The following is a 24,221-nucleotide window of genomic DNA, read 5'->3' on the forward strand; positions in this document are numbered from 1 at the left end:
CTTCCCCCTTGTCGGCTCGCAGTGACCCAGCACGTCCATGGTGCTCCACGGGAGATCAATTCGCTTTCGGATCCACCCTTTTGCCGCGTGTTCGTCGCCCTTTGGTCGCGCGAACGGCCGCACCCGGTCCCACCAGCCGTTTCCGGGTCTTCTGGACACCTTGTCGTTACTGCCCGACAATCACGAACGTGACGTCGTCCTTCGAGTTCCATCCGTACCCCGCGCGGCTGTCCGACGCGGAGCGCGACCGGGCGCTCAAGTCCCTCCGTGACGGCGTCGCCCTCGGCCGTCTCTCGCACGACACCTTCATCCACCGCATGGAACTGGCGCTGGCCGCACGCCGCTCCGACGAACTCGCCGTGCTCACCGCCGACCTGCCCGCCGACGGCGAGGTCACCGGGCGGCGCTGGTCGAAGCGGGTGTTCGGCACGGTGGAGGCCGTCTCCGGCTTCACGGTCCGGCTGCGCCGGGCCTGGCAGGCCGAGCGGCTGCCCAAACTCCAGCTCCCCGACCCGGGCGACAGCTATCCGCTGCTCATCGGCCGCGACCCCGCCAGCGGACTGCGCCTCAATCACGAGACCGTCTCCCGCGTGCACGCCGAACTGCGCCGCCAGGGCGGCGCCTGGGTGCTGCGCGACCTCGGCTCGACCAACGGTACGACCGTCAACGGACGCCGCGTCATCGGCGCGTCGGTCGTGAAGGACGGCGACCAGGTCGGCTTCGGCCGCATGATGTTCCGCCTCGCCTCGGCCTGAACCGCGGCTCGCCGCGGTGGACCGGGGGCGTGTCCGCGCGCCCGGCGGCCTTACGGGGACCGGCTTTCGGTGTCCGCCGCCCAACATCCTCGCGCTCCCGCGGTGTTGACGTACCCCCGGAGTCCGTGACTGACTGTGTGTACTTCATGTACATCTGGTGAAACGACGGCACGTACGAGTGGAGGTGTGCTCTGCCGCCACTGCGCCGTTACCCCACCGTCGACGAACTCGGCGCGCGCGCCGCCGCGCTCGTCGCCCGGCACCCCGAGGACGCCCGGCTGCGCCGCGTGGGCACCTCCCGGGCCGGCACACCGATGCTGCTCCTGTCCGTCGGACACGGCGGCCGCCAGGCCCTCGTCGTCGCCGGACCGCACGCCAACGAACCCGTCGGCGGAGCGACCGCCCTCCGGCTCGCCGAACGGGCCCTGGCGGACCCGCGTCTGACCGAGGGCGCGGACGCCACCTGGAACCTGCTGCTCTGCCTCGACCCCGACGGCTCCCGCCGCAACGAGGCCTGGCTCCGGGGCCCTTACACGCTCGGCCACTACTTCCGGCACTTCTTCCGGCCCGGCTTCCGCGAACAGCCCGAGTGGCTGCCCGACGGCGCGGAGGCCGCCGCCCTGCCGGAGACCCGGGTCCTGCTCGGACTCCAGGACGAACTGCGGCCCTTCCTCCAGTGCTCCCTGCACGGCGTCGACGTCGGCGGCGCCTTCGTCGAGCTGACCCGCGACCTGCCCGGGCTCTCCCGGCGTCTCGCGCACAGCGCGGCCCGCCTCGGCATCCCGCGCGAACTCGGCCCGTACGACACCCTGTACTGGCCGGAGCTCGGCCCCGCCGTCTACCGTGTCCCGCCGCCGCGCTCGGGTGACCTGGCCGCCGCCATCACGGAGGCCGCGGTCGACTCCACCTGGTTCCACCCCCAGCGGCACGGCACGGTCACCGCCATCGTCGAGGCGCCCATGTGGGGCGTCGGCGCCGTCGAGGACCCGGCGCGCCCCGCCGACCCCGACCCGGCGCTGCGCTCCGTGAGCCGGACCCTGCGGCACGACACGGGGATCCTGGAGGACATCCTGGCCCGGGTGCGCCCCGGCCTCGGCGACTCGCCGGACGTGACTTGCCTGCTCGCCCCGGTCGACGACTATTTACTGGTCGGCCCCGGACTCGCCGACTCATGGGACCCCGACGTCCGCGACGCCGGGACCCGGGCGCTGCCGCCGCTGGACATCGCCCGGCTCACCGCCCTGCGCCTCGCCGGGCGCCGGGTCGCGCTGCGCACCGCCGGGCTGCTGCACCAGCTCGTCACCGCCTCCGGCAAGGACCCGTCCGGCGCGCTGCCCGAGCTCGACCGGCTGATCGACACGTGGTGCGCCGACTACCGCGACGGCTGCGGAGCGCGCTGGATCCCGGTCGCACGCCAGGTCGAGTACCAGGCTCGGGTCGTCCTCTCCGCGTTCGAACTCGCGGGCCGCCACACGGGAGTACGTCCCCGTTCGGGTGACTCCGGCTGGACCGCGCGGGCCAGGGTGCCGATGCACCGGGAATGACGAGAACCCTTCGAGCGATCCGCGTCGCCCTCCTGGTCCCGCTCGCGCTCCTTCTGGCGGGTGCGGCCCCGTCGGCCCACGCGTCCCCCCGGCACGGCCTCCATGGCGACTGGCTGAGCCTCGCCGTCACCCGTGGCGACGCCCGGTCGAGCGACACCCGTGGCGTCCTGCTGCTCTGCGACCCGCCCCAGGGTCACGCCCACGCGGCCAGGGCCTGCCGGCAACTCGCCGCCGCCGGCGGGAACATCGACCGCATCCCGCGCCGGACCGGTGTCATGTGCCCGATGCTCTACGCCCCCGTGACGGCGTCCGCGCACGGCCGATGGAACGGCCACCGGGTCGACTTCACGCGCACGTTCTCCAACTCCTGTGTCATGAAGGCCCGGACGGGCGCGGTGTTCGACCTGACGAGCTGAGTCAGGCCGCGCCCTCCCGCGCGTGGCGGGCGGCCGCCAGCACCGTACGGGCCTGGTGCTCGACCTGGTTCTCCAGCGGCACCCACCGCGCGCGGAAGCGTTCGGCGAAGGCCTCGCTCCAGCCGGCGACCAGCTCCTCGAGGCGCGGTGCCTCCCGGTCGTCGGCCTCCTGGAGCACGCGCAGCAGCATCGACGCGGCCCGCAGCGGGATCCGCCGGCCGAACGCGTCCACGCTGCCCACGTACGCCATCGTCGAGTCCACGGGGGGCGGCTGGGACCAGTCGGCGGCGAGCCCCGGCACCAGGTCGAGCGCCCACTTCGCGGCCCGCAGCAGGGGGCCCTCGGGCCCCCGCAGCCGGGGCAGGGCCCGGCCGAGCACCGCCTCCACCTGATCGGCGTCCGTCACCAGCCGCTGGGCCAGGCGCCGCATCGCCGCCGCCGGAGCCGGGTGCGGCGCCGGATCGTCCACCAGGTCGCTGGCCCACATAGGGACCTCCACGACGGCCGTCAGACCGCCGTACCGGTGGGCGTGGTACCAGGTGCTGTGCCGGGCGTCGTCCGGCATGCTCGGGTACGCCGCGTCCGAGCCGGGGGCCGGCATCACATGCACCCCTGGCCCCGAGGCGGGCCAGCCCGCCGCGTCCGAGGCGGCCGTCTCCACCGGGATGTGCAGCTCCGCCGCGGACTTGGCGAACGGTTCGGCCAGACCCGGGATGTCCTTGGTCAACTGCACCCAGCTGCCGCCCAGATCGGTTCCGTGCAGGGTCACCTGGAGGTAGGGCCGCACCTCGTCGATGACCCCGGTCAGCACCCGGGTCTCCGGCGGGAGCCGGTCGGGCGGCAGCACGGAGGGCGACCACTCCGGCTGCTCGGGCCCGGCCGGACGGAAGAAGCCCAGGTGGTAGTCGAGGAGGGTCCGCGGCGCGGGGGTCACATGCAGGCTCGCCCCGTCGGGGTCCGCGCAGAGCAGGAAGTGCCACGCGGTGTCCCTGCGCAACTCCCGCCGGAACAGCGTGCGTTCGGCCAGGGACAACAGGGTTGAGCCGCCTGTCGGTTCGTTGGCGTGGGCTCCGGCCACGACGAGGACCGCACGCCGGGCGTGGCCGACGGACAGCAGGTGGAGGGGTCGGCCCGCGCGTGAGGTGCCCACTTGCCTGAGGACGCACAGGTCGGGCCGGTGGGCCGCCAGCGCCGAGGCGGACGACACGATTTCGGCCACACTGGGGTAGCGCAACTCCGGCAGATGACTCACCCCCGACTTGTCCGCCCTGCGTCGCTTTTGGCAGTACTCCACGGTCTCGGAGAACTGTCAAGGAGGCCTCGGGGCGGCCCCGGGAGAGCCCGGGTGGCATTTTCCGGCGGCAAGGGGCAGCGGCGGATGCGCCCGTCCTCCCGGGCCGGGGCGGGCCGCGTCCCGCAGGCCTGCGGCTCGTCCCGGCGGGAGCCCGCGAGGGGCTGTTCGGCGCGGGGCGCCCGGCGTACGCCCCGCGCCCTCGGCGGGCGGGCAGGTGTGACGTACACGATTCACTCGTCCGGGTGTACGCGAACTGCGGTTCCCCGCGGGCGGTGTTCGACTCGGAACGACCGCGCGCGGGTCCGGCGCGCAGACCCGAGGTGGTGGCCCGCGGTGCTGTGTCCACACGGCCTTCCCGTCGAAGGCCCCCCGACGACGAACCCCACGGGCCCACCGGCCCCACCCGCGGAGGGCGCGCCGGCCGCGCCCTCCGCGGGCCGCACCCCGGCGCCCCCGGCCGGCGGCGGCCCCGCTCCGGGGTCCGCGGGCTCCACCGATGGACACGGGGCGGCTCGCGCCGGCTCGTCACCGACCAGGACCGGCGGGACCGTACCTCGTCCGCTTCCGGTGGGACCGACGGGACCGGGACCGGCTCCCTCCCCGTGCACGGCGTTCGATCACCAAGGCGTCCCGCCGTACGCACCGCCCCGTGGGTCCTTCGCGCGCGCGGGCGCCCCGGGCAGTCTGCTCGACCTGGAGACCCGGCGTGACCCGCAGCCGCTGTACCGCTCCCTGCGCGGCGCCTTCCCGCTGGTCCACGACGAACCGTTCGGGGCCTGGCTGGTCAGCCGGTACGCCGATGTGCGGGCGGTGCTCCGGGACCCGCGGTTCGTGGCGCCCGAGCCCGGACCCGTACCGCCGCACGCGGGCGCGTACCGGGCCGCCCTGGCCTCGGTGCGGGGGGACCGGGTGGCGGCCGCGCTGCGCGCGGGCGCCCAGCGCACCGCCCACGTCCTCGCCAGCCGCCTGGCGTCCCGTCAGGAGGCCGACCTCGTCGCCGAGTTCTGCCAGTGGCTGCCCGCCGCGGCGGCCGTCGCCGCGCTCGGGCTGCCCTACGAGGACACCGCCCGCGTGCACGCCTGGTGCCGGACCGGACTCGACCACCTCGGCGGTCACCGCCCCGGCCTCGACGCCTGTCTGCGGCCCCACATCGCCCGCCGCCGCGCCCACCCCGGCGACGACCTGCTGTCCGTGCTGTGCGCGCCCGGCCCCGACGGCGAGCCGCTGCCGGACGAGGCCGTGACCGGGATCGCCGGGACCGTGCTCGGCGCGGCGGGCGAGACGACGGCCCGCGCCCTAGCGTCGTTCCTCGCCAACCTCCTCGACCACCCGCGCCAACTCGACCTGATCCGGGCCCGTCCCGAGCTGACCGGCGCGGCCTGGGCCGAGTCGCTGCGTCGCGACCCGCCGTTGCAGATCGTGCCCCGCCGCACGCTCGAACCGATCGGCCCGATACCCGCGGGCGCCACCGTGGCGTGTCTGCTCGGCGCCGCGGGCCGCGACCCGGCCAGGTTCGCGGACCCGGACCGCTACGACATCTTCCGCGCGGACCCGGGCGACCTCGCGCACGGCACCGGAGCGCACCACTGCCCGGGTGCCCCGCTGGCCCGGCTGACGGCGGAGGCGGGGCTGAACGCCCTGCTGACCGTCCTGCCGGGCCTGCGCAGGGCCCCCGGGCCCCGGCCGCGCCCCGATGGCCTGGTCAGCCGCTCTCCCCGGACCCTCCCGGTGTGTCTGCGCTGACGCGCTCCAGCAGCGCGACGGGTGCCGTGCCGAAGAGGTCCGCCACGCGCACGTGCCCCGTGAACTCCCGCCCCGCCGGACCGGAGGGGAGCACATCGGTCCACCGCCCCGGTGGAAGCACGAGCACGGTGTCCCGCCAGCCGCCCGCCTCCGCGAGCACCAGCGACAGCCGGGTGACGGCCGTGATCACCTCTCCCGACCGCGCGAACGCCACACAGTGCTCGGCCGCCGGCCCCTCGGCCGACAGCGGCGCGTACGTCGCCGACGCGCCGAAGACACCGGGCCTGCGGGCGCGCAGGCGCAGCGCGGCGGCCGTCAGCGCCGGCTTCTCGGCCGACGGCTCGCGCGGGGCGAACGGCTCCCGGTTGTCCGGGTCCACCAGCGCCCGGTATTCGTCCTCCGTGCCCTGGTACACGTCCGGCACCCCGGGCATCGTCAGATGGACCAGGGCGGCCCCCAGGACGTTCGCCCGCACATGCGGGGCCAAGGAGGCCCGCAGGGCGTCCACGTGCCGTCCAGGGGGCCCGCACGGCCCGTCGGAGACGAACGCCGCCACCGCGTCCTCGTACGCGGGATCGCGCTCGGTCCAGGCGGTGCGCGTCCCGGCCTCCCTGACGTGCTTCAGCAGGGCGCCCTGTACGCGCTCCGTACGGGCCGCGGCCGTCTCCTGCCCGGCGGCCGGGCCGAGGCCGAACACCGTCTGCCAGGCCGCCCACGCCACCGTCGGGTCGGGGGTCCCCGGTCCCTCGTCGGTCGCCACCGCCAGCACCTCGGACCAGGTCTCCGGGCACTGGGTGAGCACGGAGACGGCGGCGCGCACGTCCGCGCTGCGCTTGGTGTCGTGGGTGGACAGGACGGTTCCGGTGGCGGGCCGGTCGTGCTGCACGCGCGCGCAATGGGCGTGGAAGTCGTCGGGGGACATCGCGGGGCGGCCCGGGTCGCCGCCGACCTCGTTCGCCGACAGCAGCGGCACATAGCGGTAGAACGCCGTGTCCTCCACGGACTTGGCGCGCAGCGCCGACGAGGTCTGCGCGAACCGGGCCCGGAACGCGGCCTCCCCGGGCCCGTCGCCGTCCCGGGCGAGCAGCAGATCCCGTACGAGATCCACGGCGTGCGCCTCCTCGGGCACCCCGAACGCCGACCTGGCCTCGGCGGCGGCCCGTTCGGTGAGCACCTGGGCCGCGTCCGTCGACGGATAGGGCCGGTACACCTCCATCCGGACCAGGAGCTCGCGCAGCGCGGTGCGCAGGGCCCACGGGGCGTGGTCGCGCGCGGCGGGGTCGGGGGAGGCGGCGCACAGGGCGCTCACCTCGCGGGTGAGGCGTTCGGTCTCGGCGGCCAGTTCGTGGGTGATCACCTTGTAGGCGGCCCGGCGCACCGTGCTGTCCCAGTGGCCGCCCCGGTCGGCCTGGGGGCCCGCGAAGCGCCGGTAGCGGCCGAGCAGCCGGCTCGCGCCCGTCCCGTCCGTGAAGAGGCCGTCGACGTACCGCAGCGCGTCGTAGCCGGTGGTGCCCGCCACGGGCCAGGCGGGCGGGAGCGGCTCGCCGTCGGCGAGGATCTTCTCGACGACGATCCAGCGGCCGTCGGTCGCCTCGTGCAGCCGGCGCAGATAGGTGTCCGGGTCGGCCAGTCCGTCCGGGTGGTCGATCCGCAGTCCGTCGATCACGCCGTCGGCGACGAGCTCCAGGATCTTCGCGTGGGTCGCCGCGAACACCTCGGGGTCCTCCACGCGCACCCCGATGAGCTCCGAGATGCTGAAGAAGCGCCGGTAGTTGAGCTCGGTGCGGGCCAGCCGCCACCAGGCGGGGCGGTACCACTGGGCGTCGAGCAGCTCGGGCATCGGCAGTCCCGCGGTGCCCTCGCGCAGCGGGAACACGTGGTCGTAGTAGCGCAGTATGTCGCCGTCGACCTTCAGCTGGCCCGTCTCGGCGCCGAGGCGGTCCCCGAGCACCGGCAGCAGCACCCGGCCGTCCTGGGCGTCCCAGTCGATGTCGAACCAGCGCGCGTACGGGGACCGGGGGCCCTCGCGCAGCACCTCCCACAGGGCGTGGTTGTGGCGCGGCGACATCGCCATGTGGTTCGGGACGATGTCCACGACGAGACCGAGGCCGTGCTCGCGCGCGGTGCGTGCCAGGGACCGCAGCCCTTCCTCACCGCCGAGTTCGGCCCGTACGCGCGTGTGGTCGACGACGTCGTATCCGTGCGTCGAGCCGGGGACGGCCTCGAGGACGGGGGAGAGGTGCAGGTGGGAGACGCCGAGCGAGGCCAGATAGGGCACGGCGGCCTCGGCGCGGCGGAAGGGGAACTCGGGCTGGAGCTGGAGCCGGTAGGTGGCGGTCGGCACGACGGGGGCGAGGGGGCCGGGGACGACCGAGTCCGCGATCGCCGGTTCGGGGCGCTCAGGTGTCATGCGACTCTACGTACCCGTCCGGCCGCCTTTCTGACAGCGCGGCCCGCACAAGGGCACGCACGGCCCCTTCCCGCGCGCGGGGGACCGGCCGGGACGGTTTCGCCCCCCGCGCGCGTGGGCCGCGAGGCCGGCCCTCGCGCGCGGGGCGGAAAGCGGCCCTCCTAGGCGGGCCGCTGAAGCACGGTCAGGCTCCGGTCGACCAGCGTCAGGCGGTCGCCGGCCGTGACCTTCGCGCCCGTCCCCGGGGCCACGCCCTCCGGCAGGGACGTGTCGACGACGACCTGCCACTGACGGCCGTGGTCGGCGGGGACGACGAAGTCCAGGGACTTGGGTGAGGCGTTGAACATCAGCAGGAAGGAGTCGTCGGAGATGCGCTCCCCGCGGGCGCCCGGCTCGGAGATCGCGTTGCCGTTGAGGAACACGGACAGCGCCCGGGCCTGCGCGGATCCCCAGTCGTGCTGGGTCATCTCCTGGCCCTCCGGGGTGAACCACGCGATGTCGGAGAGCTCGTCGTGGGTGCCCTGGACGGGCCGCCCGTGGAAGAAGCGCCGCCGCCGGAAGACGGGGTGGTCCCGGCGCAGCCAGACCATCGCGCGCGTGAAGTCGAGGAGCTCGCAGTCCTCCTCGGGCCAGGGCACCCAGGCCAGCTCGCTGTCCTGGCAGTACGCGTTGTTGTTGCCGCCCTGGGAGCGGGCGAACTCGTCGCCGTGGCTGAGCATCGGCACACCCTGGGAGAGCATCAGGGTGGCGATGAAGTTGCGCCGCTGCCGGGCCCGCAGCGCCAGCACGTCCGCGTCGTCCGTCTCGCCCTCGGCGCCGCAGTTCCAGGAGCGGTTGTGGCTCTCGCCGTCCCGGTTGTCCTCGCCGTTGGCCTGGTTGTGCTTGTTGTTGTACGACACGAGGTCGTTCAGGGTGAAGCCGTCGTGGCAGGTCACGAAGTTGATGGAGGCGAGCGGACGGCGGCCGTCGTCCTGGTAGAGGTCGGAGGAGCCGGTCAGCCGGGAGGCGAACTCGGCCAGCGTGCGCGGCTCCCCGCGCCACAGGTCGCGCACGGTGTCGCGGTACTTGCCGTTCCACTCGGTCCACAGCGGCGGGAAGTTGCCTACCTGATAGCCGCCCTCGCCGACGTCCCAGGGCTCGGCGATCAGCTTCACCTGGGAGACCACCGGGTCCTGCTGGACGAGGTCGAAGAACGACGACAGCCGGTCCACCTCGTGGAACTGGCGCGCCAGGGTGGCCGCGAGGTCGAAGCGGAAGCCGTCCACGTGCATGTCGGTGACCCAGTAGCGCAGCGAGTCCATGATCAGCTGGAGCACGTGCGGCGAGCGCATCAGGAGCGAGTTGCCGGTGCCCGTGGTGTCCATGTAGTAGCGGGGGTCGTCCGCCAGACGGTAGTACGAGGCGTTGTCGAGGCCCCTGAAGGAGAGCGTCGGGCCCAGGTGGTTGCCCTCGGCCGTGTGGTTGTAGACCACGTCGAGGATGACCTCGATGCCGGCCTCGTGCAGGGCCCGGACGGCCGACTTGAACTCCAGCACCTGCTGGCCCCGGTCGCCCCAGGAGGCGTACGCGTTGTGCGGGGCGAAGAAGCCGATGGTGTTGTAGCCCCAGTAGTTGCTCAGGCCCATGTCGGACAGCCGGTGATCGTTCACGAACTGGTGCACGGGCATCAGTTCCAGTGCCGTGACGCCCAGTTCCGTCAGGTGTTCGATGATCGCCGGATGGGCGAGTGCCGCGTAGGTGCCGCGCAGCTCGTCCGGGAGGTCCGGGTGGAGCATCGTCAGGCCCTTCACATGGGCCTCGTAGATCACCGTGTGGTGGTACTCCGTCCGGGGGCGCCGGTCGTCGCCCCAGTCGAAGTAGGGATTGACCACGACGGACGACATGGTGTGCGGCGCCGAGTCGAGGTCGTTGCGCTTGTCGGGTGACCCGAAGGGATAGCCGTACACCTCCTCGCCCCAGCCGATGGAGCCCGCGATCGCACGCGCGTACGGGTCGAGCAGCAGCTTCGCCGAGTTGGCGCGCTGCCCGCGCTCGGGCGCGTACCGCCCGTGCACCCGGAAGCCGTAGCGCTGTCCCGGCATCACGCCGGGCAGGTACGCGTGCCGCACGAACGCGTCGGTCTCCCGCAGTTCCACGGCCGTCTCCGAGCCGTCGTCGTGCAGAAGGCACAGCTCGATACGGTCGGCGGCCTCCGAGAAGACCGCGAAATTGGTACCGGCACCGTCGTACGTGGCACCGAGTGGATACGCCTCGCCAGGCCAGACCTGCATGGATATGACTCTTCCAGTAGTGCCGTGCCCCTGGGGGCGAGTCCGAGCCGAGTCTCCCCGATATTGATGGAACCTCCTATGACTTACATCCCTCTTACCCCGCGACCAGGCATATCTCGTATGCCGAACCAGTGGGACTCAAACGACTCCTGGGGATGTAGGGGGAGTAGGGGGAAATGTGCGCAAGATAGTGCACCGCCATCTGGGCAAGGTGGTGGCGGGTGCGGCCATCGCGGTGGCGGGGACGGCCGTGATGATCGGTGTCACCCTTCCGGGGTCGGCGGGGGCCGACGAATCGGGCGGAACGAGCGGGGGCGCCGGGACCGCGCAGCAGACGGGGCAGGACGGGCCCAACGGTGCCGTGCGGCCCGGAGTCGTCGAGCGGGCGCCGGCCGAGGGGCAGAAGGGCAAGGGCCGCGACCCCCTGACCGACGACGAGATGCGGCGCGCCGAGCAGATCGCGGTGAACCGGCAGCTGTTCGACTCCAGTGAGAACGTCGAGGGCGCGCGCGGACCGCAGCGCATCGGCGTCGACCTCTCGGAGCCCGACACGGCCGATCTGGACAACCCGAACGCGCCGCGCCGCGCCGACCTCACGTTCTACGACTACAAGGACGACACGCTCGTCACCAAGACCGTCGACCTCGACACCGGGAAGGTCGAGCAGACGGGCGTCCAGCACGGCGTGCAGCCGCCCATCAGCCGTGACGAGATGACCGAGGCGGCCAGGCTGCTGATCGCCGATCCGCTCGGCGCGGGCCTCAAGGCCGACTTCAAGGACGCGACCGGCAAGGAACTCACCTCGCCCGACCAGCTGATGCTGAACAGCATGGTCTACCGCGCCACACCCGGCGCCCAGCCCGCCGTCCTCGGCGCCTGCGGCGAGCACCGGTGCGTCCGGCTCTTCCCGAAGGTCAAGAACGGGCCCTGGATCGACAGCCGTGACCTGGTGATCGACCTGAGCGCCCGCAAGGTCGGCAAGCTCGGCTGAGCGCCGCCCTTCTCTCCTTCCCACCTTCACAGCTTTCCGCAAGGAGTCGTCTCTTCATGCGTGTCAACAGAAACAGCCGTGCCCGCAGCCGGGCGGCCGTGGGCCTCTCGGTGTTCGCCCTGGCCGCCGGCGCCACGACGGCCGCGGGACCGGCCGTCGCCCAGCCGAGGTCCGCGCCCGCGCCTGCGCCCGCGTGCAGCTCCGCGTACCAGATAGAACAGAAGCTCTCCACCGGCACCACCTGGCGGATGTGCTGGCACTACGAGAGCGAGGCCGGGCTCGTCCTGGAGAACATCTCCTACCAGCCCCCCGGCGAGGCCGCCCCGATCAAGGTCCTCAGCACCGCCAAGCTCGGCCAGATCGACGTCCCCTACGACGACGGCTCGGTCGAGTACAGCGACCTGACCGGCGCCGGCTTCGGGCAGGGCCTGGTCGACATGGTCCCCGACGAGTGCCCCGGCGGCGCCATCAAGACGGTCAAGGTCCCCGATGCCTGGGACCCGCAGCACGCGAACGTCAAGGGCCTGTGCACCACGACCCGTTCGCGCGGTCACGCCTACCGCATGGAGGCCGACACCGGGAACAAGGTCTTCCAGAAGCAGGGCAAGGACCTGCTGATCTACACCGTCAACAAGGTCGGCTGGTACGAGTACATCACCGAGTGGCGGTTCCAGGACGACGGCACCATCAACATGAACGTCGGCGCCACCGGCAGCCTCTCGCCCGGTGACTACGACGCGGGCGACGGCCGCGGCTGGCCGCTCGGCAAGGGCGCCAAGGACTACGCCACGAGCCACAGCCACAACATCTTCTGGCGGCTCAACTTCGCCCTGGACGGCTCGTCCAAGGAGAAGGTCGAGCAGTACGACTCCGTGGTCAGCCCGCCCGCGCAGGGCCAGGAGGCCCCCAGCAACAAGACCACGGTCACCAAGGTCACCAAGGAACTCGCCGGTGACGCCAAGAACATGCGCTGGTGGCGCCTCGTCAGCAACACCGGCAAGAACAAGGACAACCACGCACGCTCGTACGAGATCGTCCCGGGCGCGACCACCAAGTACCTCGGTCACGCCTTCACCAAGCACGACGTCTACTTCACCGAGTACAACAAGTGCGAGCAGTTCGCGAGCGACAACCTGCGCAACTGCGGTGCCGGGCACGGCAAATCCGTCGACAAGTACGTCGACGGGCAGACGCTCACCCACCCCGTGGTCTGGGTCAACGTCGGTTTCCACCACATCGCCCGGGACGAGGACCAGCAGCCGATGCCGGTCCACTGGCAGGGATTCTCCATCGCCCCGCGTGACGTCACCGCTATGAATCCGCTCACTCCGCCGGAGCTCGCGGACCAGAACGGGCATGTCCAACCTAGGTAGTTGGGAAACGACCTGTGCATCGGGCTGCATCGCTCGCCGCTCCCGGAGTACCCTTCCTTGATCGTTGATTGGGGCCTGGCCCCTGGGGAGTGCTCGGGGGAGCGGAAGGCGGTGCGCGGGTGGGCTCGGGAGGGCTGGAGCTGCCTCCTGGTGACGAGAGTCACGAGGGGAACTCCACAGATGTCCCACCCGGCGCGGTGTCCCTGGCACGGCCGATGGAGATGGGATCCATCGGACCGGAACTGGACTGGGGCGCCGACGCCTGGCGCGAGGTGCGTACACGCGCCCAGCGCGCCGGGCGCGCCTACATCTGGCTGAACCTGGTCGAACAGCGGCTGCGCGCGGTCGTGGCCGCTGTTCTCCGGCCCATCTACGAACCCGTCCACGGCGACGACTGGGTGGTCGCCGCCGCGGGTCCCGCCGGCCAGGAATGGGTGCAGCGCGCGGTCGCCGTACGCGAAGTCAGCCGTCGCAAGGGGTACTTGCTCGACCCGGCCGACGACAACGTACTGAGCTTCCTCACGCTGCCCCAGCTGCGCGAGCTGATGGTGCAGCACTGGCCGTGCTTCGAGCCCTACTTCGACGAACGCAGGGACGTCGAACTCGCCCTGGACGAGCTCGAGGTGACCCGCAACGTCGTCTCGCGCAACCGCGCCCTGTCCGAGGCCGTGCTGAACCAGGCCGAGCGGGCCGCCGCGAAGCTCCTGGAGATCCTCGGCGCCGGGAGCGACGTGCCCTCCGCGCGCCGGCTGCCCGTGGACGCCGTCGAGGACCTGGTGGGCGACCGCTACGCCGATGTCGTCGGCGTGCACTCCGACCGGGTGCGGCTGCTGCGCCAGTTCCCCGCGGAGGACCTCTTCGGCGGAGCCCGCCGGCTCGACGCGATCGGCATCGGCCTGAACCTGCTGGTGCAGAACTTCTCCGGGCGCCGGCTGGTGCGCCTCGCCGAGTCCGGCTGCCGTGCCCGGCTGCTGTTCCTGAACCCCGCCTCCAGCGCGGTCAAGCGACGTGAGCGCGAACTCGGCATCAAGCGCGGCGAGTTGAGCCGGTCGGTCGAGATGAACATCCTGCACATGCGGCGGGTGCGGTCCAGGCTGCGCGACCCGGACGCCTTCGAGATCCAGGTCTACGACGAGACGCCCCGCTTCACCGCCTACCTCGTGGACGGGGACGGCTCGGACGGCGTCGCGATCGTGCAGTCCTATCTGCGCCGCACCCGCGGCATGGAGGCGCCGGTCCTGGTGCTCCGCGGCGGGAGCCGGATCGTCAAACCGGATGAAATGGGTGACGAGGGACTTTTCCCCACCTATCGCGAAGAGTTCGAGGTGGCCTGGGCCGATTCGCGGCCCGTGTCCTGAAGGGCCGCTTTCTCCGGCCCGGTGGAAGGCGGTCCCCGGATTGTCAGTGGCCCGTGCGATCGTGGAGACCACTGGGGGAAAGCACCACGAGGAAGGGGGGCCACCCATGGGCTGGCACCGGGAGCTGCTGATCGGCTTCGACCTGGAGACGACCGGGACCGATCCGCGCGAGTCGCGCATCGTCACGGGCGCCGTGATAGAGGTCAGGGACGGAGAGCCGCTGGGCCGCCGTGAATGGCTGGCCGATCCGGGCGTGGAGATCCCGGCCGACGCGGTGGCCGTGCACGGCATCAGCAATGAGCGCGCTGCCGCCGAGGGCCGTCCGGCGGACGAGGTCGCCGACGCCATCGCGGACGTCCTCGTCACGTACTGGCGCACCGGCGTTCCGGTCGTCGCCTACAACGCGGCCTTCGACCTCACGCTGCTCTCCGCCGAGCTGCTGCGCCACGGACTGCCGTCGCTGGGCGAGCGGCTCGGCGGTGTCGAGCCCGCTCCCGTCATCGACCCGTACACGATCGACCGCTCCGTGGACCGCTACCGACGGGGCAAGCGCAACCTGGAGGCGGTCTGCACCGAGTACGGGGTGGTCCTGGACTCCGCGCACGACGCCTCGGCCGACGCCCTGGCCGCCGCCCGGCTCGCCTGCGCGATAGCCGGCCGCCACCCCAAGGTCGCCGCCCTCGGCCCGGTCGAGCTGCACCGCCGCCAGATCGAGTGGTACGCGGACTGGGCGGCGGACTTCCAGTCCTTCCTGCGCCGCAAGGGCGAGACGGACGCGGTCGTGGACGGCACCTGGCCGCTGCGGGACCTGGCGGACGAACGCGTCTGACCTCCGGACGGCCGAGGAGCGCCCACCCGGCGCCGGGCCGAACCGAACCAGCCGGACAGACCTGTCGGACGGGTCGGACCGGTCGGGTCGGCTCAGGCCGGCTCACCTCAGGCCGGCTCAGCTCAGCTCAGGCCGGCTCAGCGCAGCTCGGCTCGGCTCAGAACGGATACCAGCGCACCGTCTCGTCGCCGTCCCGCAGCGACGCCACCCGGCGCTCGAACTCGGCCAGCGCCTTGGGGTTCGTCGGCGCGTGCTGGGCGACCCAGGCGCAGCTGGCGGTCTCGCGGGCACCCCGCAGCACCGAGCAGCCCTCCCACTCCCTGACGTCCCATCCGTACGTCCCGGTGAAGGAGTCGTAGGCCTCGGCGGGCAGTCCGTAGCGGTCGCGGGACAGGGCCATGACCACGAGATCGTGCTCCCGCAAGTCCTCCGAGACGGTCTCCAGGTCGACCAGGACCGGTCCGTCCGGGCCGACATGGACGTTGCGGGGCAGCGCGTCGCCGTGGATCGGGCCGGGCGCCAGCCGCGGGGTGAGCGCCGCGGCGGCCGTGGCGAAGCCGTCGCGCCGCTCCCGCAGATACGCGGCGTCCGCGGGGTCGATCGCCTCGCCGGCCAGCCGCAGCCAGCGCTCCACGCCGCCGAGGAGTTCCCGGGGCGGCAGGGCGAAGGAAGGTGAGGGCAGCGCGTGCACCACCCGCAGCAGCTCCGCCAGATCGCGCGGCTCGGCGGGACGGACGGCCTCGGGCAGCCGGTGCCACACCGTCACGGGGTGCCCGTCGACCAGCAGGGCCTCCGGCTCGGCGGCCCGTACGGCGGGGACGCCCGACTCCGCGAGCCAGGCGGCGACGGCCAGTTCCCGGTGTGCCCGGTCCAGGAGTTCGGCGTCACGCCCCACCTTGACGACCAGATCACCGGCGCCGAACACCGCGTTCTCGCCGAGCGCGAGGAGTGAGGCGTCCCGTGCCGGTCCCGGCAGCACCTTCGCCGCGGCCAGTACGTCCCGCGCCCGTGCCTCGTCCATCGCTCGCCTCCGTGTCCTCGCGTGCCGCCCGCGCGGCCCTCGCACCACGACGGCTCCAGGTGCGCGCCGTCCGCCGGTCAGTGTCGCATTCGCCCAGGCCGGACCGGCGAAAGGGCCTGCCGGCCCCTCCGCGAGGAGGAGACCGGCAGGCCCTGGAGGGGCGAGGTCGGCAGGCCCCGGAGGGCGGGGCCGGAGGCCGGCTACACCCCGGCCCGCTCGTCCTGCCGCGCCGGCGCGGCCACGGCCTCGGGGGCCTCGTCGTGCGTGAGGTCGGGCATCCGGTTCAGCCACTTCGGCAGGTACCAGTTGCGCTCCCCGAGCAGGGCCATCACCGCGGGGAGCAGCACACCCCGGATGATCGTCGCGTCGATCAGCACCGCGGCCGCGAGGCCCACACCCATCTGCTTCATGGACTGCATGGACAGCGTTCCGAAGATCGCGAAGACGGCGACCATGATGACGGCGGCGCTGGTGACGACCCCGGCCGTGGTGACCACCCCGTGCCGGATCGCGTCCTTGGTGCTGCGGCCCCGCATCCGCGCCTCACGGATCCGGGACACCACGAACACGTGGTAGTCCATCGAGAGCCCGAAGAGGATCACGAACAGGAACAGCGGCAGCCAGGTGACGATGGCGCCGACGCCCGCGGCGCCCACCAGCGACGCGCCCCAGCCGTGCTGGAAGACCGCGACGAGGATGCCGTACGCGGCGGCGACCGACAGGAGGTTGAGCAGGATCGAGGTGACCGCGATCGTCAGGGAGCGGAAGGAGAGCAGCATCAGGACGAAGGCGAACACGACCACGAAGGCGAACACCGGGGCCACCGAGCCGATGAGCTGGTCGTTGAAGTCGTGCGACCCGGCGACCTGGCCGGTGATGGGCGCCTGGAGTCCGTCGACCTTGCCGAGCGTCCGCGGGCGCACCGTGTCGCGCAGCAGTTCCAGGCTCTTCTCGGCCGTGGCCTGGTCGGAACCGCCGACCAGCGGGACGAAGACGAACGCGACGTTGTCCTTCGCGTGCACCCTGATGTCGACCGGGCCGCGCGAGGCACCCGAAGTGACCGCCGCCGTACGGAAGTCGGCGAGGGCGGTCTTCACCTCGGCGGCGTTGATGTCCCGAGCCCTGACGACCACCTCGGCCGGCTCGGAGCCGCCGGGGAAGGCCTCGTTGACCCGGTTGTAGGTGCCGACGATCGACAGCGAGTTGCCGAACTCCTTGTCCAGGGTGAGCTGCTGGGTCTTCATGCCGAGGGCCGGGGCGGCGATGGCGAGCAGCGCTCCGGTCGCGACGACCAGGGACACGGCGGGCCTGGCGAGCACCACCCGCAGAACGGCGCCCCAGAACCGGCTGCCCTCGTCGGCAGGGCGGCGCTTGCTCCCGCCGGCGCTCGTGGCGCGCCGCCTGGCCCGGTGCAGGAACGGGACGCGGCCCTTCTCGACCCGGTCGCCGAGCAGGGAGAGCAGCGCGGGCAGCACGGTGACCGAGCCGACCATGGCGACGGCGACGACCATCAGCGAGGCCAGCCCCATCGCCTCGAACTGGGCGAGCCCGGTGAACAGCATGCCCGCCATCGCCACGCACACCGTGACCCCGGAGACGATGATGGCGCGGCCACTGGTCGCGGCGGCGATCCGCAGCGCCGTACCGGCGTCACGGCCCGCCTCGCGCTCCTCGCGCTCGCGCCGCAGGTAGAAGAGGCAGTAGTCGACGCCGACGGCCAGACCCACGAGCAGCATCACGGAGTTGGCCGTGTCGCTCATCGGCATCAGATGGCTGACGATGCCCATGAGGCCCATCGTCGCCATGATGGCGGTGACCGCGAGCGCCACCGGAAGCAGCGCCGCCACCAGCGCGCCGAACGCGATCAGCAGGATGCCCAGCGCCACGGGGACGGCGGAGAGCTCGGCCTTCTGGAAGTCGTCGCCGAACGCGTCGTCGTACTGCTTCTTCATGCTCGCGCCGCCGATCTCCTCGATCCGCAGCCCGGCGTGGTCCTTCTGCACCCCCTTGACGGCGTCGAGCACCGGCGCGACGCGGTCGCCCGCGGTGTCCGCGTCGCCGCGCATGTCGAACTGGACGAGCGCGCTGCGGCCGTCCTTGGAGATCGTCCTCGTGTCGTAGGGCGAGGTCACGTCGGTGACCCTGCCGGTGGCGCCGACCGCGTCGACGACCGCCGAGACCGCGCTCCTGAACTCGGCGTCCGTGGCCTTGACGCCCGCGTCCTTCGCCTGGATCAGCACCGTCTCGCTGGCCGGCTCCTTGATGCCGGCATCCTCGATGATCTTCGCCGCCGTGTGCGTCTCGCCCTTGAGCTGGTCGCTCTCGTTGACGTCGACACGGCCCGCCGCGGAGCCGGCGCCCATCGCCAGGACGACGAACAGCACCCAGATTCCGACGGCCGCCCATCGGTGGCGGGCGCTCCAGCCGCCTGCTCGCGCGGCGATGCCGCGCACCCGTGTGTCCGTGTTCCCCATGACGGGCCTGCCCCCTTGAGCACGGTGACAGCCCCCTGCCGCCACCTTCCTCATCGAAGGTATGGGCCCCGTAAGCCCGTCTCCTCGTACTGTCCGGTGAATCGCCGTGCCTCCCGCTCCTCCCCGCGGACCCCGTGTCCTCCGTACTGGGGAGGACAGAAGCCCCTTACACGTAACGGCACTTCTCGGGGACGCAGCTCAGGGACCGGCCCGGCCCGCGGCAGGGATGGACGGCTCCCCGCGTCACGGCCGTCGCGCCCGCGCCCCGGCGCAGGGCGCCCGGCCTATGGTGTGCGGATGACGACGACGTACGCGGCGCTCTTGCGCGGCATCAACGTGGGCGGTGCGAAGAAGGTGCCGATGGCCGAGCTGCGCACCCTGATGGAAGGGCTCGGGTACGGCGACGTCCGCACCTATCTCCAGAGCGGGAACGCGGTGTTCAGCAGCGGTGCGGGGGACGAGGAGTCGCTCGCCGCCGAGCTCTCCGGAGCCATCGCGGAACACTTCGGCTTCGAGGTCGGCGTACTCGTCCGCGATCACGCCTATCTGCGGGCCGTGCGGGAGGCGTGCCCGTTCCCGGCCGCCGAGCTGGAGGCCAAGCAGCTGCACATCACGTACTTCTCGCACCCGGTCGACGCCGAGCGCTTCTCCTCCGTCGAACCCGCGGCCTTCCTCCCCGAGGAGTTCCGCCTCGGTGACCGTGTCCTCTACCTCTACGCCCCCGACGGCCTCGGCCGCTCCAAGCTGGCGGAGACCCTGGGCAAGGCGAGACTGCTCAAGGGCGTCCTCGCCACCACCCGGAACTGGAACACGGTCGTCAAACTGGAGGAGCTGACCGGTGCTTGAGCGCAATGCCGCCGTCGAGGCCGCCATCGAGGGCGAACTGCGCCTGCTCGACCCGGCGGTGCGCCGCTCGGCCGACCTCGTCGCCGCTCTGCTGCACCCCGAGTTCTACGAGTTCGGGGCGTCCGGACGCATCTGGGACCGCGCCGCGACGGTCGCCCTGCTCGCCGCCGGGACGGAGGACGGCAGCCGCACCACGACCTCGCATGTGAGGGGGGTGCAGCTCGCGCCCGACCTGGTCCATCTGACCTTCGACACGGACAACAACGGCCGCCGGGCGCACCGGAGTTCGCTGTGGCGGCTCCTCGGGGACGACTGGCTCCTGTACTTCCACCAGGGCACCCCGTACGGTCCCGCCGACGCCGTCGCGTTCGTCCAGGAACCGGCGACCCCCGGTCCGTAGCGTGGACGCCGTGGACGCACTGGGACGAGGTGTGCGCGAGCGCCGCGACCCGGGTCCGGACCGGAGAATTGGCCCACGTTCTCCGTGCGGAATTGGGCCGGGTTTCCGTGCCACCGCGCCACTAGCCTCGACGGTATGACAACCACCGCGCCCACCCGGGTCGACTTCTGGTTCGACCCCGCCTGCCCCTTCGCCTGGATCACCTCGCGCTGGATCCTGGAGGTCGAGCGGCACCGCCCGCTCGACCTCAGGTTCCACGCCATGAGCCTGTACCTGCACAACACCGGCAACGAACTGCCCGACTGGTACCGGGATCTGGTGGACCGGTCCATCGGTCCGGTGCGGGTCGCGGTGGCCGCGGCCGAGGCACACGGCGAGAAGGTGCTGCGCGACCTCTACACCGCCCTCGGCACCCGCATCCACCAGCGCGGGATGAAGGACTTCGACAAGGTGACCGCCGAGGCGCTCGCCGAGCTCGGACTCCCGGCCGCCCTCGCCGGGGCGGCCCAGGACACCTCGTACGACGAGGCGGTGCGCCGCAGCCATGACGCCGGCACCGAGGCGGACACCGGGGCCTATGTCGGCACCCCCACCCTCCACGTCGACGGAACGGTGTGGTTCGGCCCCGTGCTCCGCGCCGTCCCGCGCGGCGAGAAGGCCGCCGAACTCTTCGACAGCTTCCGTGTCCTCGCCGCCCACCCCGACTTCTTCGAACTCAAGCGGACCAGGACCGGCGGCCTCTCCTTCGACTGACCGGGCCCGGAGGGGACGCCGTACGGGGCTCAGGCGCCCAGGGCGGCCAGCGACGGCATCCGCGCCTCGTCGTAGCGGTCCAGCAGGACCCGCGCGACCTCCGGGGCGGGACCGAGGACGTCGCCGAGCACGTCCGCCCCTGCGGCGCCCCGGGCGATGCGGTCCGGCAGGAAACCGGGGGCCAGGACGTACGGGGCGACGGCGACGCGTTCGCAGCCGAGGGCACGCAGCTCACGGACCGCGTCCTCGGTGCGGGGAAGGGCCGCGGAGGCGAACGCGGGCCGCACGGCGCACCAACCGGTGTGCCGCCACTCCCGCGCGATGTCAGCGATCACCGCGATCGCCTCCGGGTCGGTGGACCCGGCCGAGGCCAGCACGACCCCGGTCCGGGACGTGTCGGCGGGCGCGAGCCCGGCCTCGTACAGCCGTCGTTCGAGCGCGGCCGTCAGCAGCGGGGACGGGCCGAGCACCTCCGCCTGCCGGATCCGCAGCCGCGACGGCGCCTCGCGCAGCACCGCCGGGATGTCCGACTTGGCGTGGAAGGCGCGGGTCAGCAGCAGCGGCAGCGCCACCACGTCGCGCACCCCCTCCGCGGCCAGCGACGTCAGCACCCCCTGCACGGAGGGGATGTTGAAATCGAGGAACCCGGTCTCCACGCGCAGGCCCGGGCGCTGGGCGCGCACCCTTCGCACCAGGGCGTGCACCGTCGCGGCGTGCCGCGGATCGCGGCTGCCGTGGGCGATGACGACGAGGACGGGACGCTCGGGCCTGCTCATGACGGGGTCAGCCCTTCACCAGGAGTCCGCGGCTGCGCAGCACCCACCGCTCCACCGGACTGAAGACGATCAGGTCGATGGCGATGCCGACGAACAGGATGAGGAAGATGGCCAGGAAGACCATCGGCATGGAGCTGGCGTTGCGGCCGTTCTCCAGCAGCTGGCCGAGGCCCACCCCGAGGTCGGGGGAGGAGGCGATGATCTCCGCGGCCATCAGGGAGCGCCAGGAGAACGCCCAGCCCTGCTTCAGACCGGCCAGATAGCCCGGCAGCGCGGCCGGCATCACGATGTGCCAGGTCCCGCGCAGGCCCGTCGCGCCCATCGTGCGGCCCGCCCGCAGGAACAGCGGGGGCACCTGGTCCACGCCCGACACCAGGCCGTTGGCGATGGAGGGGACCGCGCCGAGCAGGATCACCGCGTACATCATCGAGTTGTTCAGGCCGAGCCAGATCACCGCCGGCGGCACCCACGCCACTGACGGCAGGGACTGAAGGCCCGACAGGATCGGGCCGATCGCGGCGCGCACGAACTTCACCCGGGCCACCAGCAGGCCCAGCGGGGTCCCGATCACCAGGGCGAACAGGAAGCCGAGCAGACCGCGCGAGACGCTCGTCCAGATGTAGTCGAGCAGGGTGCCTTCGAGCCAGGCGTTCTTGACCTCGCCCCACACGTCGGCGGGCGAGGGCAGCTTGGTCGGGTCGTCGACGATCTTGAAGGTGATCAGTGCCTGCCAGGCGGCCAGGACGATCACGAACGCGACCAGCGGCGGCAGCACCTTCTCCCGGAACGTCGTCCCGAAGGAGCGCCGGCCGGCGACGGAGGACTCCAGCGCGTCGAGGCCCGCCTCCAGCCCGCCGAGCCCGGTGTCCTTGACGTCCGCGTCGGACTTCGTCTCAGTGCTGGCCATGACGGCGGATCTCCCCACGCAGTTCTTCGGTGATCTCGATGGACAGCTCCGCCACGGGAGCGTCCTCGATACGGCGCGGCTGCGGGATGTCCACCCGCCACTCGCGGGCGACGCGGCCCGGGCGGGAGGACAGCAGGACCACGCGCTGGGCGAGCCTGACGGCCTCGCGGACGTTGTGCGTGACGAAGAGGACGGACACTCCCGTCTCGCGCCAGATCCGGGTCAGTTCGTCGTGCAGCACGTCCCTGGTGATGGCGTCCAGCGCCGCGAACGGCTCGTCCATCAGCAGGATCTGGCTGTCCTGGGCGAGCGCCCTGGCCATCGCCACGCGCTGGCGCATACCCCCGGACAGCTCGTGCACCCGCTTGCCGTACGCGCCCTTCAGCCGGACGAGTTCGAGCAGTTCCTCGGCCCGCTCGCGCCGCCCGGCCTTCGGAACTCCCCTGAGCCGCAGGGCGAGTTCGATGTTCTTGCCCGCGGTCAGCCACGGGAAGAGGGCGTGCTCCTGGAACATCAGGGCGGGGCGCCCGTTGGTCGATATGGTGCCGGCCGAGGGCTGGTCGAGACCCGCGACCAGGTTCAGCAGTGTGGACTTGCCGCACCCCGAGGCCCCCAGGAGGGTGACGAACTCGCCCGGCGCGACATCGAGGGTGATGTCGTCGAGGACGAGCTGGGGCCCCGCGGGTCCGGCGAAGGACTTCGAGACGTGCTCGATGCGGGCGGCGTACTCGGTCGTGTCGGCGCCGTCGGCGGCCTTGGCGAGCGTCGTTGCCATGGTCGTCACCTCCTGGGAACTCATCGGGATCCGGGCTTACTTGACGCCGAGACCGGCGTCGTCGACCTTGCTCTCACCCGCGGCGGCCAGGACCTTGTTCAGCAGCGTCAGGTCGTAGATGCTGGTCAGGTTCGGCTTGTCCAGGAGACCGGCCTTGACCGCGTGCTGCGCCTCGGTGCTCAGCGTGGAGGCCAGCGGGTCGTCGGTGATCTGGATGGACTTCCAGGCCGGGTCGAGGACGTTCGCCGGCAGCGCCTTGCCCGAGTCGGCCTCCAGCTGCTTGTTCGCGGCGGCCTTGGCCTCGTCCGGGTTGGCGTTGATCCACTTGTTCGTCTCGACGGAGCCCTTCAGGACCGCCTCGACGACCTTCGGGTGCTCCTTGAGGAACTTCTGCGACACGATGATGTTCGTGATCACGAACTTCTTGTCGGGCCACAGGTCCGACTCGTCGAGCAGCACCTTGCCGCCCTCGGCGACCAGCTTGGACGCGGTCGGCTCCGGCACCCAGGCGCCGTCGATGGAACCGGACTTGTAGGCGTCCGGGGTGATCTTGTTGTCGGTGCGGACCACCGACACGTCACCCTTGCCGCTCTGCGCGTCGACCTTCCAGCCCTGCTCCGCGGCCCAGTTGAGGAACGCGACGTCCTGCGTGTTGCCGAGCTGCGGGGTCGCGATCTTCTTGCCCTTGACGTCCTTCAGGGACTTGATCTTCTTGGGGTTCACGACGAGCTTGACGCCGCCCGAGGCCGAACCGCCGATGATCCGGAGGCTCTTGCCCTCGGACTTCGTGAAACCGTTGATGGACGGCGAGGGGCCGATCCAGCCGATGTCGATGGAGCCCGAGTTGAGCGCCTCGATCTCGGAGGGCCCGGCGTTGAAGATCTGGTACTTCGCCTGCGTGGCGCCGAGCTCCTTCTGGAAGAAGCCCTTCTGGTTGCCGACCAGCGCGGTGGCGTGCGTCAGGTTGCCGAAGTAGCCGATCTTCACGGAGTCGACTCCGTCGATCTTCTTCGACCCGGCGGCGACCTTGGCCGCGGCGTTGTCGTCCTTCGCGTCGGAGCCGTAGCTGCACGCGGCGAGGGTGAGGAGGGGAAGAGCGGTGACGAGGGCGATACCGCGGCCGAGCAGCTTGGTGCGCGTGGAGCGGATGGCAGACACGGGAGGTGTTCCTCTCGGTGGCCCGGCGGTCACGCCTTTCTCAGGTCGTGGCCGGGAGGTCGGCAGGTCTTCGTCGTAACTGAGACGTCAGGTGGGGGGACGGGGCGCGCAGGCAGTGCGCGTACGTC

At 72.2% G+C, this 24,221-nt stretch carries 20 protein-coding genes; 11 read left to right on the forward strand and 9 right to left on the reverse strand.

Features of this window, described 5'->3' with window-relative positions:
- Nucleotides 1-188: 188 nt before the first annotated feature.
- The 3 genes from WJM95_RS25690 to WJM95_RS25700 all read left to right on the forward strand — a co-directional run bounded on the left by WJM95_RS25690 (nucleotide 189) and on the right by WJM95_RS25700 (nucleotide 2,715).
- A complete protein-coding gene (locus tag WJM95_RS25690; protein WP_339132158.1) occupies nucleotides 189-755 on the forward strand; it encodes a DUF1707 and FHA domain-containing protein in 567 nt (188 codons plus the stop codon).
- 191 nt (nucleotides 756-946) lie between these two features.
- Nucleotides 947-2,299 carry a M14 family zinc carboxypeptidase gene (locus tag WJM95_RS25695; RefSeq protein WP_339135842.1) on the forward strand — a complete coding sequence of 451 codons (1,353 nt, stop codon included), beginning with the start codon at nucleotides 947-949 and terminating at the stop codon, nucleotides 2,297-2,299.
- Complete coding sequence (locus WJM95_RS25700) at nucleotides 2,296-2,715, forward strand: SSI family serine proteinase inhibitor (RefSeq protein WP_339132159.1); 420 nt, start codon at nucleotides 2,296-2,298, stop codon at nucleotides 2,713-2,715. The genes WJM95_RS25695 and WJM95_RS25700 overlap by 4 nt, the downstream gene beginning before the upstream one ends.
- A 1-nt stretch (nucleotide 2,716) precedes the next feature.
- Here WJM95_RS25700 and WJM95_RS25705 read toward each other — a convergent pair whose 3' ends face one another.
- Nucleotides 2,717-3,967 carry a M14 family zinc carboxypeptidase gene (locus WJM95_RS25705; protein ID WP_339132160.1) on the reverse strand — a complete coding sequence of 417 codons (1,251 nt, stop codon included), beginning with the start codon at nucleotides 3,965-3,967 and terminating at the stop codon, nucleotides 2,717-2,719.
- A 609-nt stretch (nucleotides 3,968-4,576) separates the two neighbouring features.
- Here WJM95_RS25705 and WJM95_RS25710 point away from each other — a divergent pair.
- Nucleotides 4,577-5,752: a cytochrome P450 gene (locus tag WJM95_RS25710; RefSeq protein ID WP_339132161.1), complete on the forward strand. Its 1,176-nt coding sequence runs from the start codon at nucleotides 4,577-4,579 to the stop codon at nucleotides 5,750-5,752.
- Here the strand turns inward: WJM95_RS25710 and treY are convergent.
- Together treY and glgX are read right to left on the reverse strand one after the other, a co-directional pair.
- The gene (gene treY / locus WJM95_RS25715) at nucleotides 5,712-8,162 is read right to left on the reverse strand and encodes a malto-oligosyltrehalose synthase (protein WP_339132162.1); all 2,451 of its coding nucleotides are present in this window, start codon (nucleotides 8,160-8,162) and stop codon (nucleotides 5,712-5,714) included. The genes WJM95_RS25710 and treY overlap by 41 nt on opposite strands.
- Nucleotides 8,163-8,323: 161 nt before the next feature.
- Nucleotides 8,324-10,432, reverse strand: a complete 2,109-nt coding sequence (gene glgX / locus WJM95_RS25720) for a glycogen debranching protein GlgX (protein ID WP_339132163.1) — start codon at nucleotides 10,430-10,432, stop codon at nucleotides 8,324-8,326.
- Nucleotides 10,433-10,610: 178 nt separating this feature from the next.
- Here glgX and WJM95_RS25725 point away from each other — a divergent pair, with 178 nt between their 5' ends.
- The 4 genes from WJM95_RS25725 (at nucleotide 10,611) to WJM95_RS25740 (ending at nucleotide 14,983) form a co-directional block, all read left to right on the forward strand.
- Complete coding sequence (locus WJM95_RS25725) at nucleotides 10,611-11,423, forward strand: Tat pathway signal sequence domain protein (protein WP_339132164.1); 813 nt, start codon at nucleotides 10,611-10,613, stop codon at nucleotides 11,421-11,423.
- 56 nt (nucleotides 11,424-11,479) lie between these two features.
- Nucleotides 11,480-12,796, forward strand: a complete 1,317-nt coding sequence (locus tag WJM95_RS25730; protein WP_339132165.1) for a copper amine oxidase — start codon at nucleotides 11,480-11,482, stop codon at nucleotides 12,794-12,796.
- Nucleotides 12,797-12,915: 119 nt separating this feature from the next.
- Nucleotides 12,916-14,154 carry an SAV2148 family HEPN domain-containing protein gene (locus WJM95_RS25735; RefSeq protein ID WP_339132166.1) on the forward strand — a complete coding sequence of 413 codons (1,239 nt, stop codon included), beginning with the start codon at nucleotides 12,916-12,918 and terminating at the stop codon, nucleotides 14,152-14,154.
- A gap of 106 nt (nucleotides 14,155-14,260) precedes the next feature.
- Nucleotides 14,261-14,983 carry a 3'-5' exonuclease gene (locus WJM95_RS25740; protein ID WP_339132167.1) on the forward strand — a complete coding sequence of 241 codons (723 nt, stop codon included), beginning with the start codon at nucleotides 14,261-14,263 and terminating at the stop codon, nucleotides 14,981-14,983.
- Nucleotides 14,984-15,140: 157 nt separating this feature from the next.
- Here the strand turns inward: WJM95_RS25740 and WJM95_RS25745 are convergent, their stop codons facing one another.
- Both WJM95_RS25745 and WJM95_RS25750 read right to left on the reverse strand, forming a co-directional pair.
- Entirely contained in the window at nucleotides 15,141-16,004 is an 864-nt protein-coding gene (locus WJM95_RS25745) for an aminoglycoside phosphotransferase family protein (RefSeq protein ID WP_339132168.1), read from the reverse strand.
- Between the two features lie 200 nt (nucleotides 16,005-16,204).
- Nucleotides 16,205-18,478, reverse strand: coding sequence for an MMPL family transporter (locus WJM95_RS25750; protein WP_339132169.1), 2,274 nt, complete (start codon nucleotides 18,476-18,478; stop codon nucleotides 16,205-16,207).
- A gap of 297 nt (nucleotides 18,479-18,775) precedes the next feature.
- Here WJM95_RS25750 and WJM95_RS25755 point away from each other — a divergent pair, with 297 nt between their 5' ends.
- The 3 genes from WJM95_RS25755 to WJM95_RS25765 all read left to right on the forward strand — a co-directional run bounded on the left by WJM95_RS25755 (nucleotide 18,776) and on the right by WJM95_RS25765 (nucleotide 20,477).
- A complete protein-coding gene (locus WJM95_RS25755; RefSeq protein ID WP_339132170.1) occupies nucleotides 18,776-19,324 on the forward strand; it encodes a DUF1697 domain-containing protein in 549 nt (182 codons plus the stop codon).
- Nucleotides 19,317-19,724, forward strand: coding sequence for a nuclear transport factor 2 family protein (locus WJM95_RS25760; RefSeq protein WP_339132171.1), 408 nt, complete (start codon nucleotides 19,317-19,319; stop codon nucleotides 19,722-19,724). Before WJM95_RS25755 ends, WJM95_RS25760 begins: the two co-directional genes overlap by 8 nt.
- Nucleotides 19,725-19,859: 135 nt before the next feature.
- Nucleotides 19,860-20,477 (forward strand): DsbA family protein, encoded by a 618-nt coding sequence (locus tag WJM95_RS25765; RefSeq protein WP_339132172.1) that lies wholly within the window; start codon nucleotides 19,860-19,862, stop codon nucleotides 20,475-20,477.
- 29 nt (nucleotides 20,478-20,506) lie between these two features.
- Here the strand turns inward: WJM95_RS25765 and WJM95_RS25770 are convergent, their stop codons facing one another.
- The 4 genes from WJM95_RS25770 to WJM95_RS25785 are packed head-to-tail and all read right to left on the reverse strand — an operon-like array spanning nucleotide 20,507 to nucleotide 24,084.
- Nucleotides 20,507-21,253, reverse strand: coding sequence for a sirohydrochlorin chelatase (locus tag WJM95_RS25770; protein WP_339132173.1), 747 nt, complete (start codon nucleotides 21,251-21,253; stop codon nucleotides 20,507-20,509).
- Nucleotides 21,254-21,260: 7 nt separating this feature from the next.
- Nucleotides 21,261-22,160: an ABC transporter permease gene (locus tag WJM95_RS25775; protein WP_339132174.1), complete on the reverse strand. Its 900-nt coding sequence runs from the start codon at nucleotides 22,158-22,160 to the stop codon at nucleotides 21,261-21,263.
- On the reverse strand, nucleotides 22,147-22,935 hold the full coding sequence (locus WJM95_RS25780; RefSeq protein WP_339132175.1) for an ABC transporter ATP-binding protein: 789 nt from the start codon (nucleotides 22,933-22,935) through the stop codon (nucleotides 22,147-22,149). The genes WJM95_RS25775 and WJM95_RS25780 overlap by 14 nt, the downstream gene beginning before the upstream one ends.
- Before the next feature lie 36 nt (nucleotides 22,936-22,971).
- Complete coding sequence (locus WJM95_RS25785; protein ID WP_339135844.1) at nucleotides 22,972-24,084, reverse strand: aliphatic sulfonate ABC transporter substrate-binding protein; 1,113 nt, start codon at nucleotides 24,082-24,084, stop codon at nucleotides 22,972-22,974.
- Between the last annotated feature and the right edge of the window lie 137 nt (nucleotides 24,085-24,221).

Origin of the sequence: Streptomyces sp. f51 (assembly GCF_037940415.1) — a bacterium.
Taxonomy (GTDB): domain Bacteria; phylum Actinomycetota; class Actinomycetes; order Streptomycetales; family Streptomycetaceae; genus Streptomyces.

Excerpts from the sequence above, each read along its gene's own strand:
- WJM95_RS25700 (WP_339132159.1), top strand. The coding sequence starts at position 2,296 with ATGACGAGAACCCTTCGAGCGATCCGCGTCGCCCTCCTGGTCCCGCTC.
- treY (WP_339132162.1), bottom strand. The coding sequence starts at position 8,162 with ATGACACCTGAGCGCCCCGAACCGGCGATCGCGGACTCGGTCGTCCCC.
- glgX (WP_339132163.1), bottom strand. The coding sequence starts at position 10,432 with ATGCAGGTCTGGCCTGGCGAGGCGTATCCACTCGGTGCCACGTACGAC.
- WJM95_RS25730 (WP_339132165.1), top strand. The coding sequence starts at position 11,480 with ATGCGTGTCAACAGAAACAGCCGTGCCCGCAGCCGGGCGGCCGTGGGC.
- WJM95_RS25740 (WP_339132167.1), top strand. The coding sequence starts at position 14,261 with ATGGGCTGGCACCGGGAGCTGCTGATCGGCTTCGACCTGGAGACGACC.
- WJM95_RS25745 (WP_339132168.1), bottom strand. The coding sequence starts at position 16,004 with ATGGACGAGGCACGGGCGCGGGACGTACTGGCCGCGGCGAAGGTGCTG.
- WJM95_RS25750 (WP_339132169.1), bottom strand. The coding sequence starts at position 18,478 with ATGGGGAACACGGACACACGGGTGCGCGGCATCGCCGCGCGAGCAGGC.
- WJM95_RS25755 (WP_339132170.1), top strand. The coding sequence starts at position 18,776 with ATGACGACGACGTACGCGGCGCTCTTGCGCGGCATCAACGTGGGCGGT.
- WJM95_RS25765 (WP_339132172.1), top strand. The coding sequence starts at position 19,860 with ATGACAACCACCGCGCCCACCCGGGTCGACTTCTGGTTCGACCCCGCC.
- WJM95_RS25770 (WP_339132173.1), bottom strand. The coding sequence starts at position 21,253 with ATGAGCAGGCCCGAGCGTCCCGTCCTCGTCGTCATCGCCCACGGCAGC.
- WJM95_RS25775 (WP_339132174.1), bottom strand. The coding sequence starts at position 22,160 with ATGGCCAGCACTGAGACGAAGTCCGACGCGGACGTCAAGGACACCGGG.
- WJM95_RS25780 (WP_339132175.1), bottom strand. The coding sequence starts at position 22,935 with ATGGCAACGACGCTCGCCAAGGCCGCCGACGGCGCCGACACGACCGAG.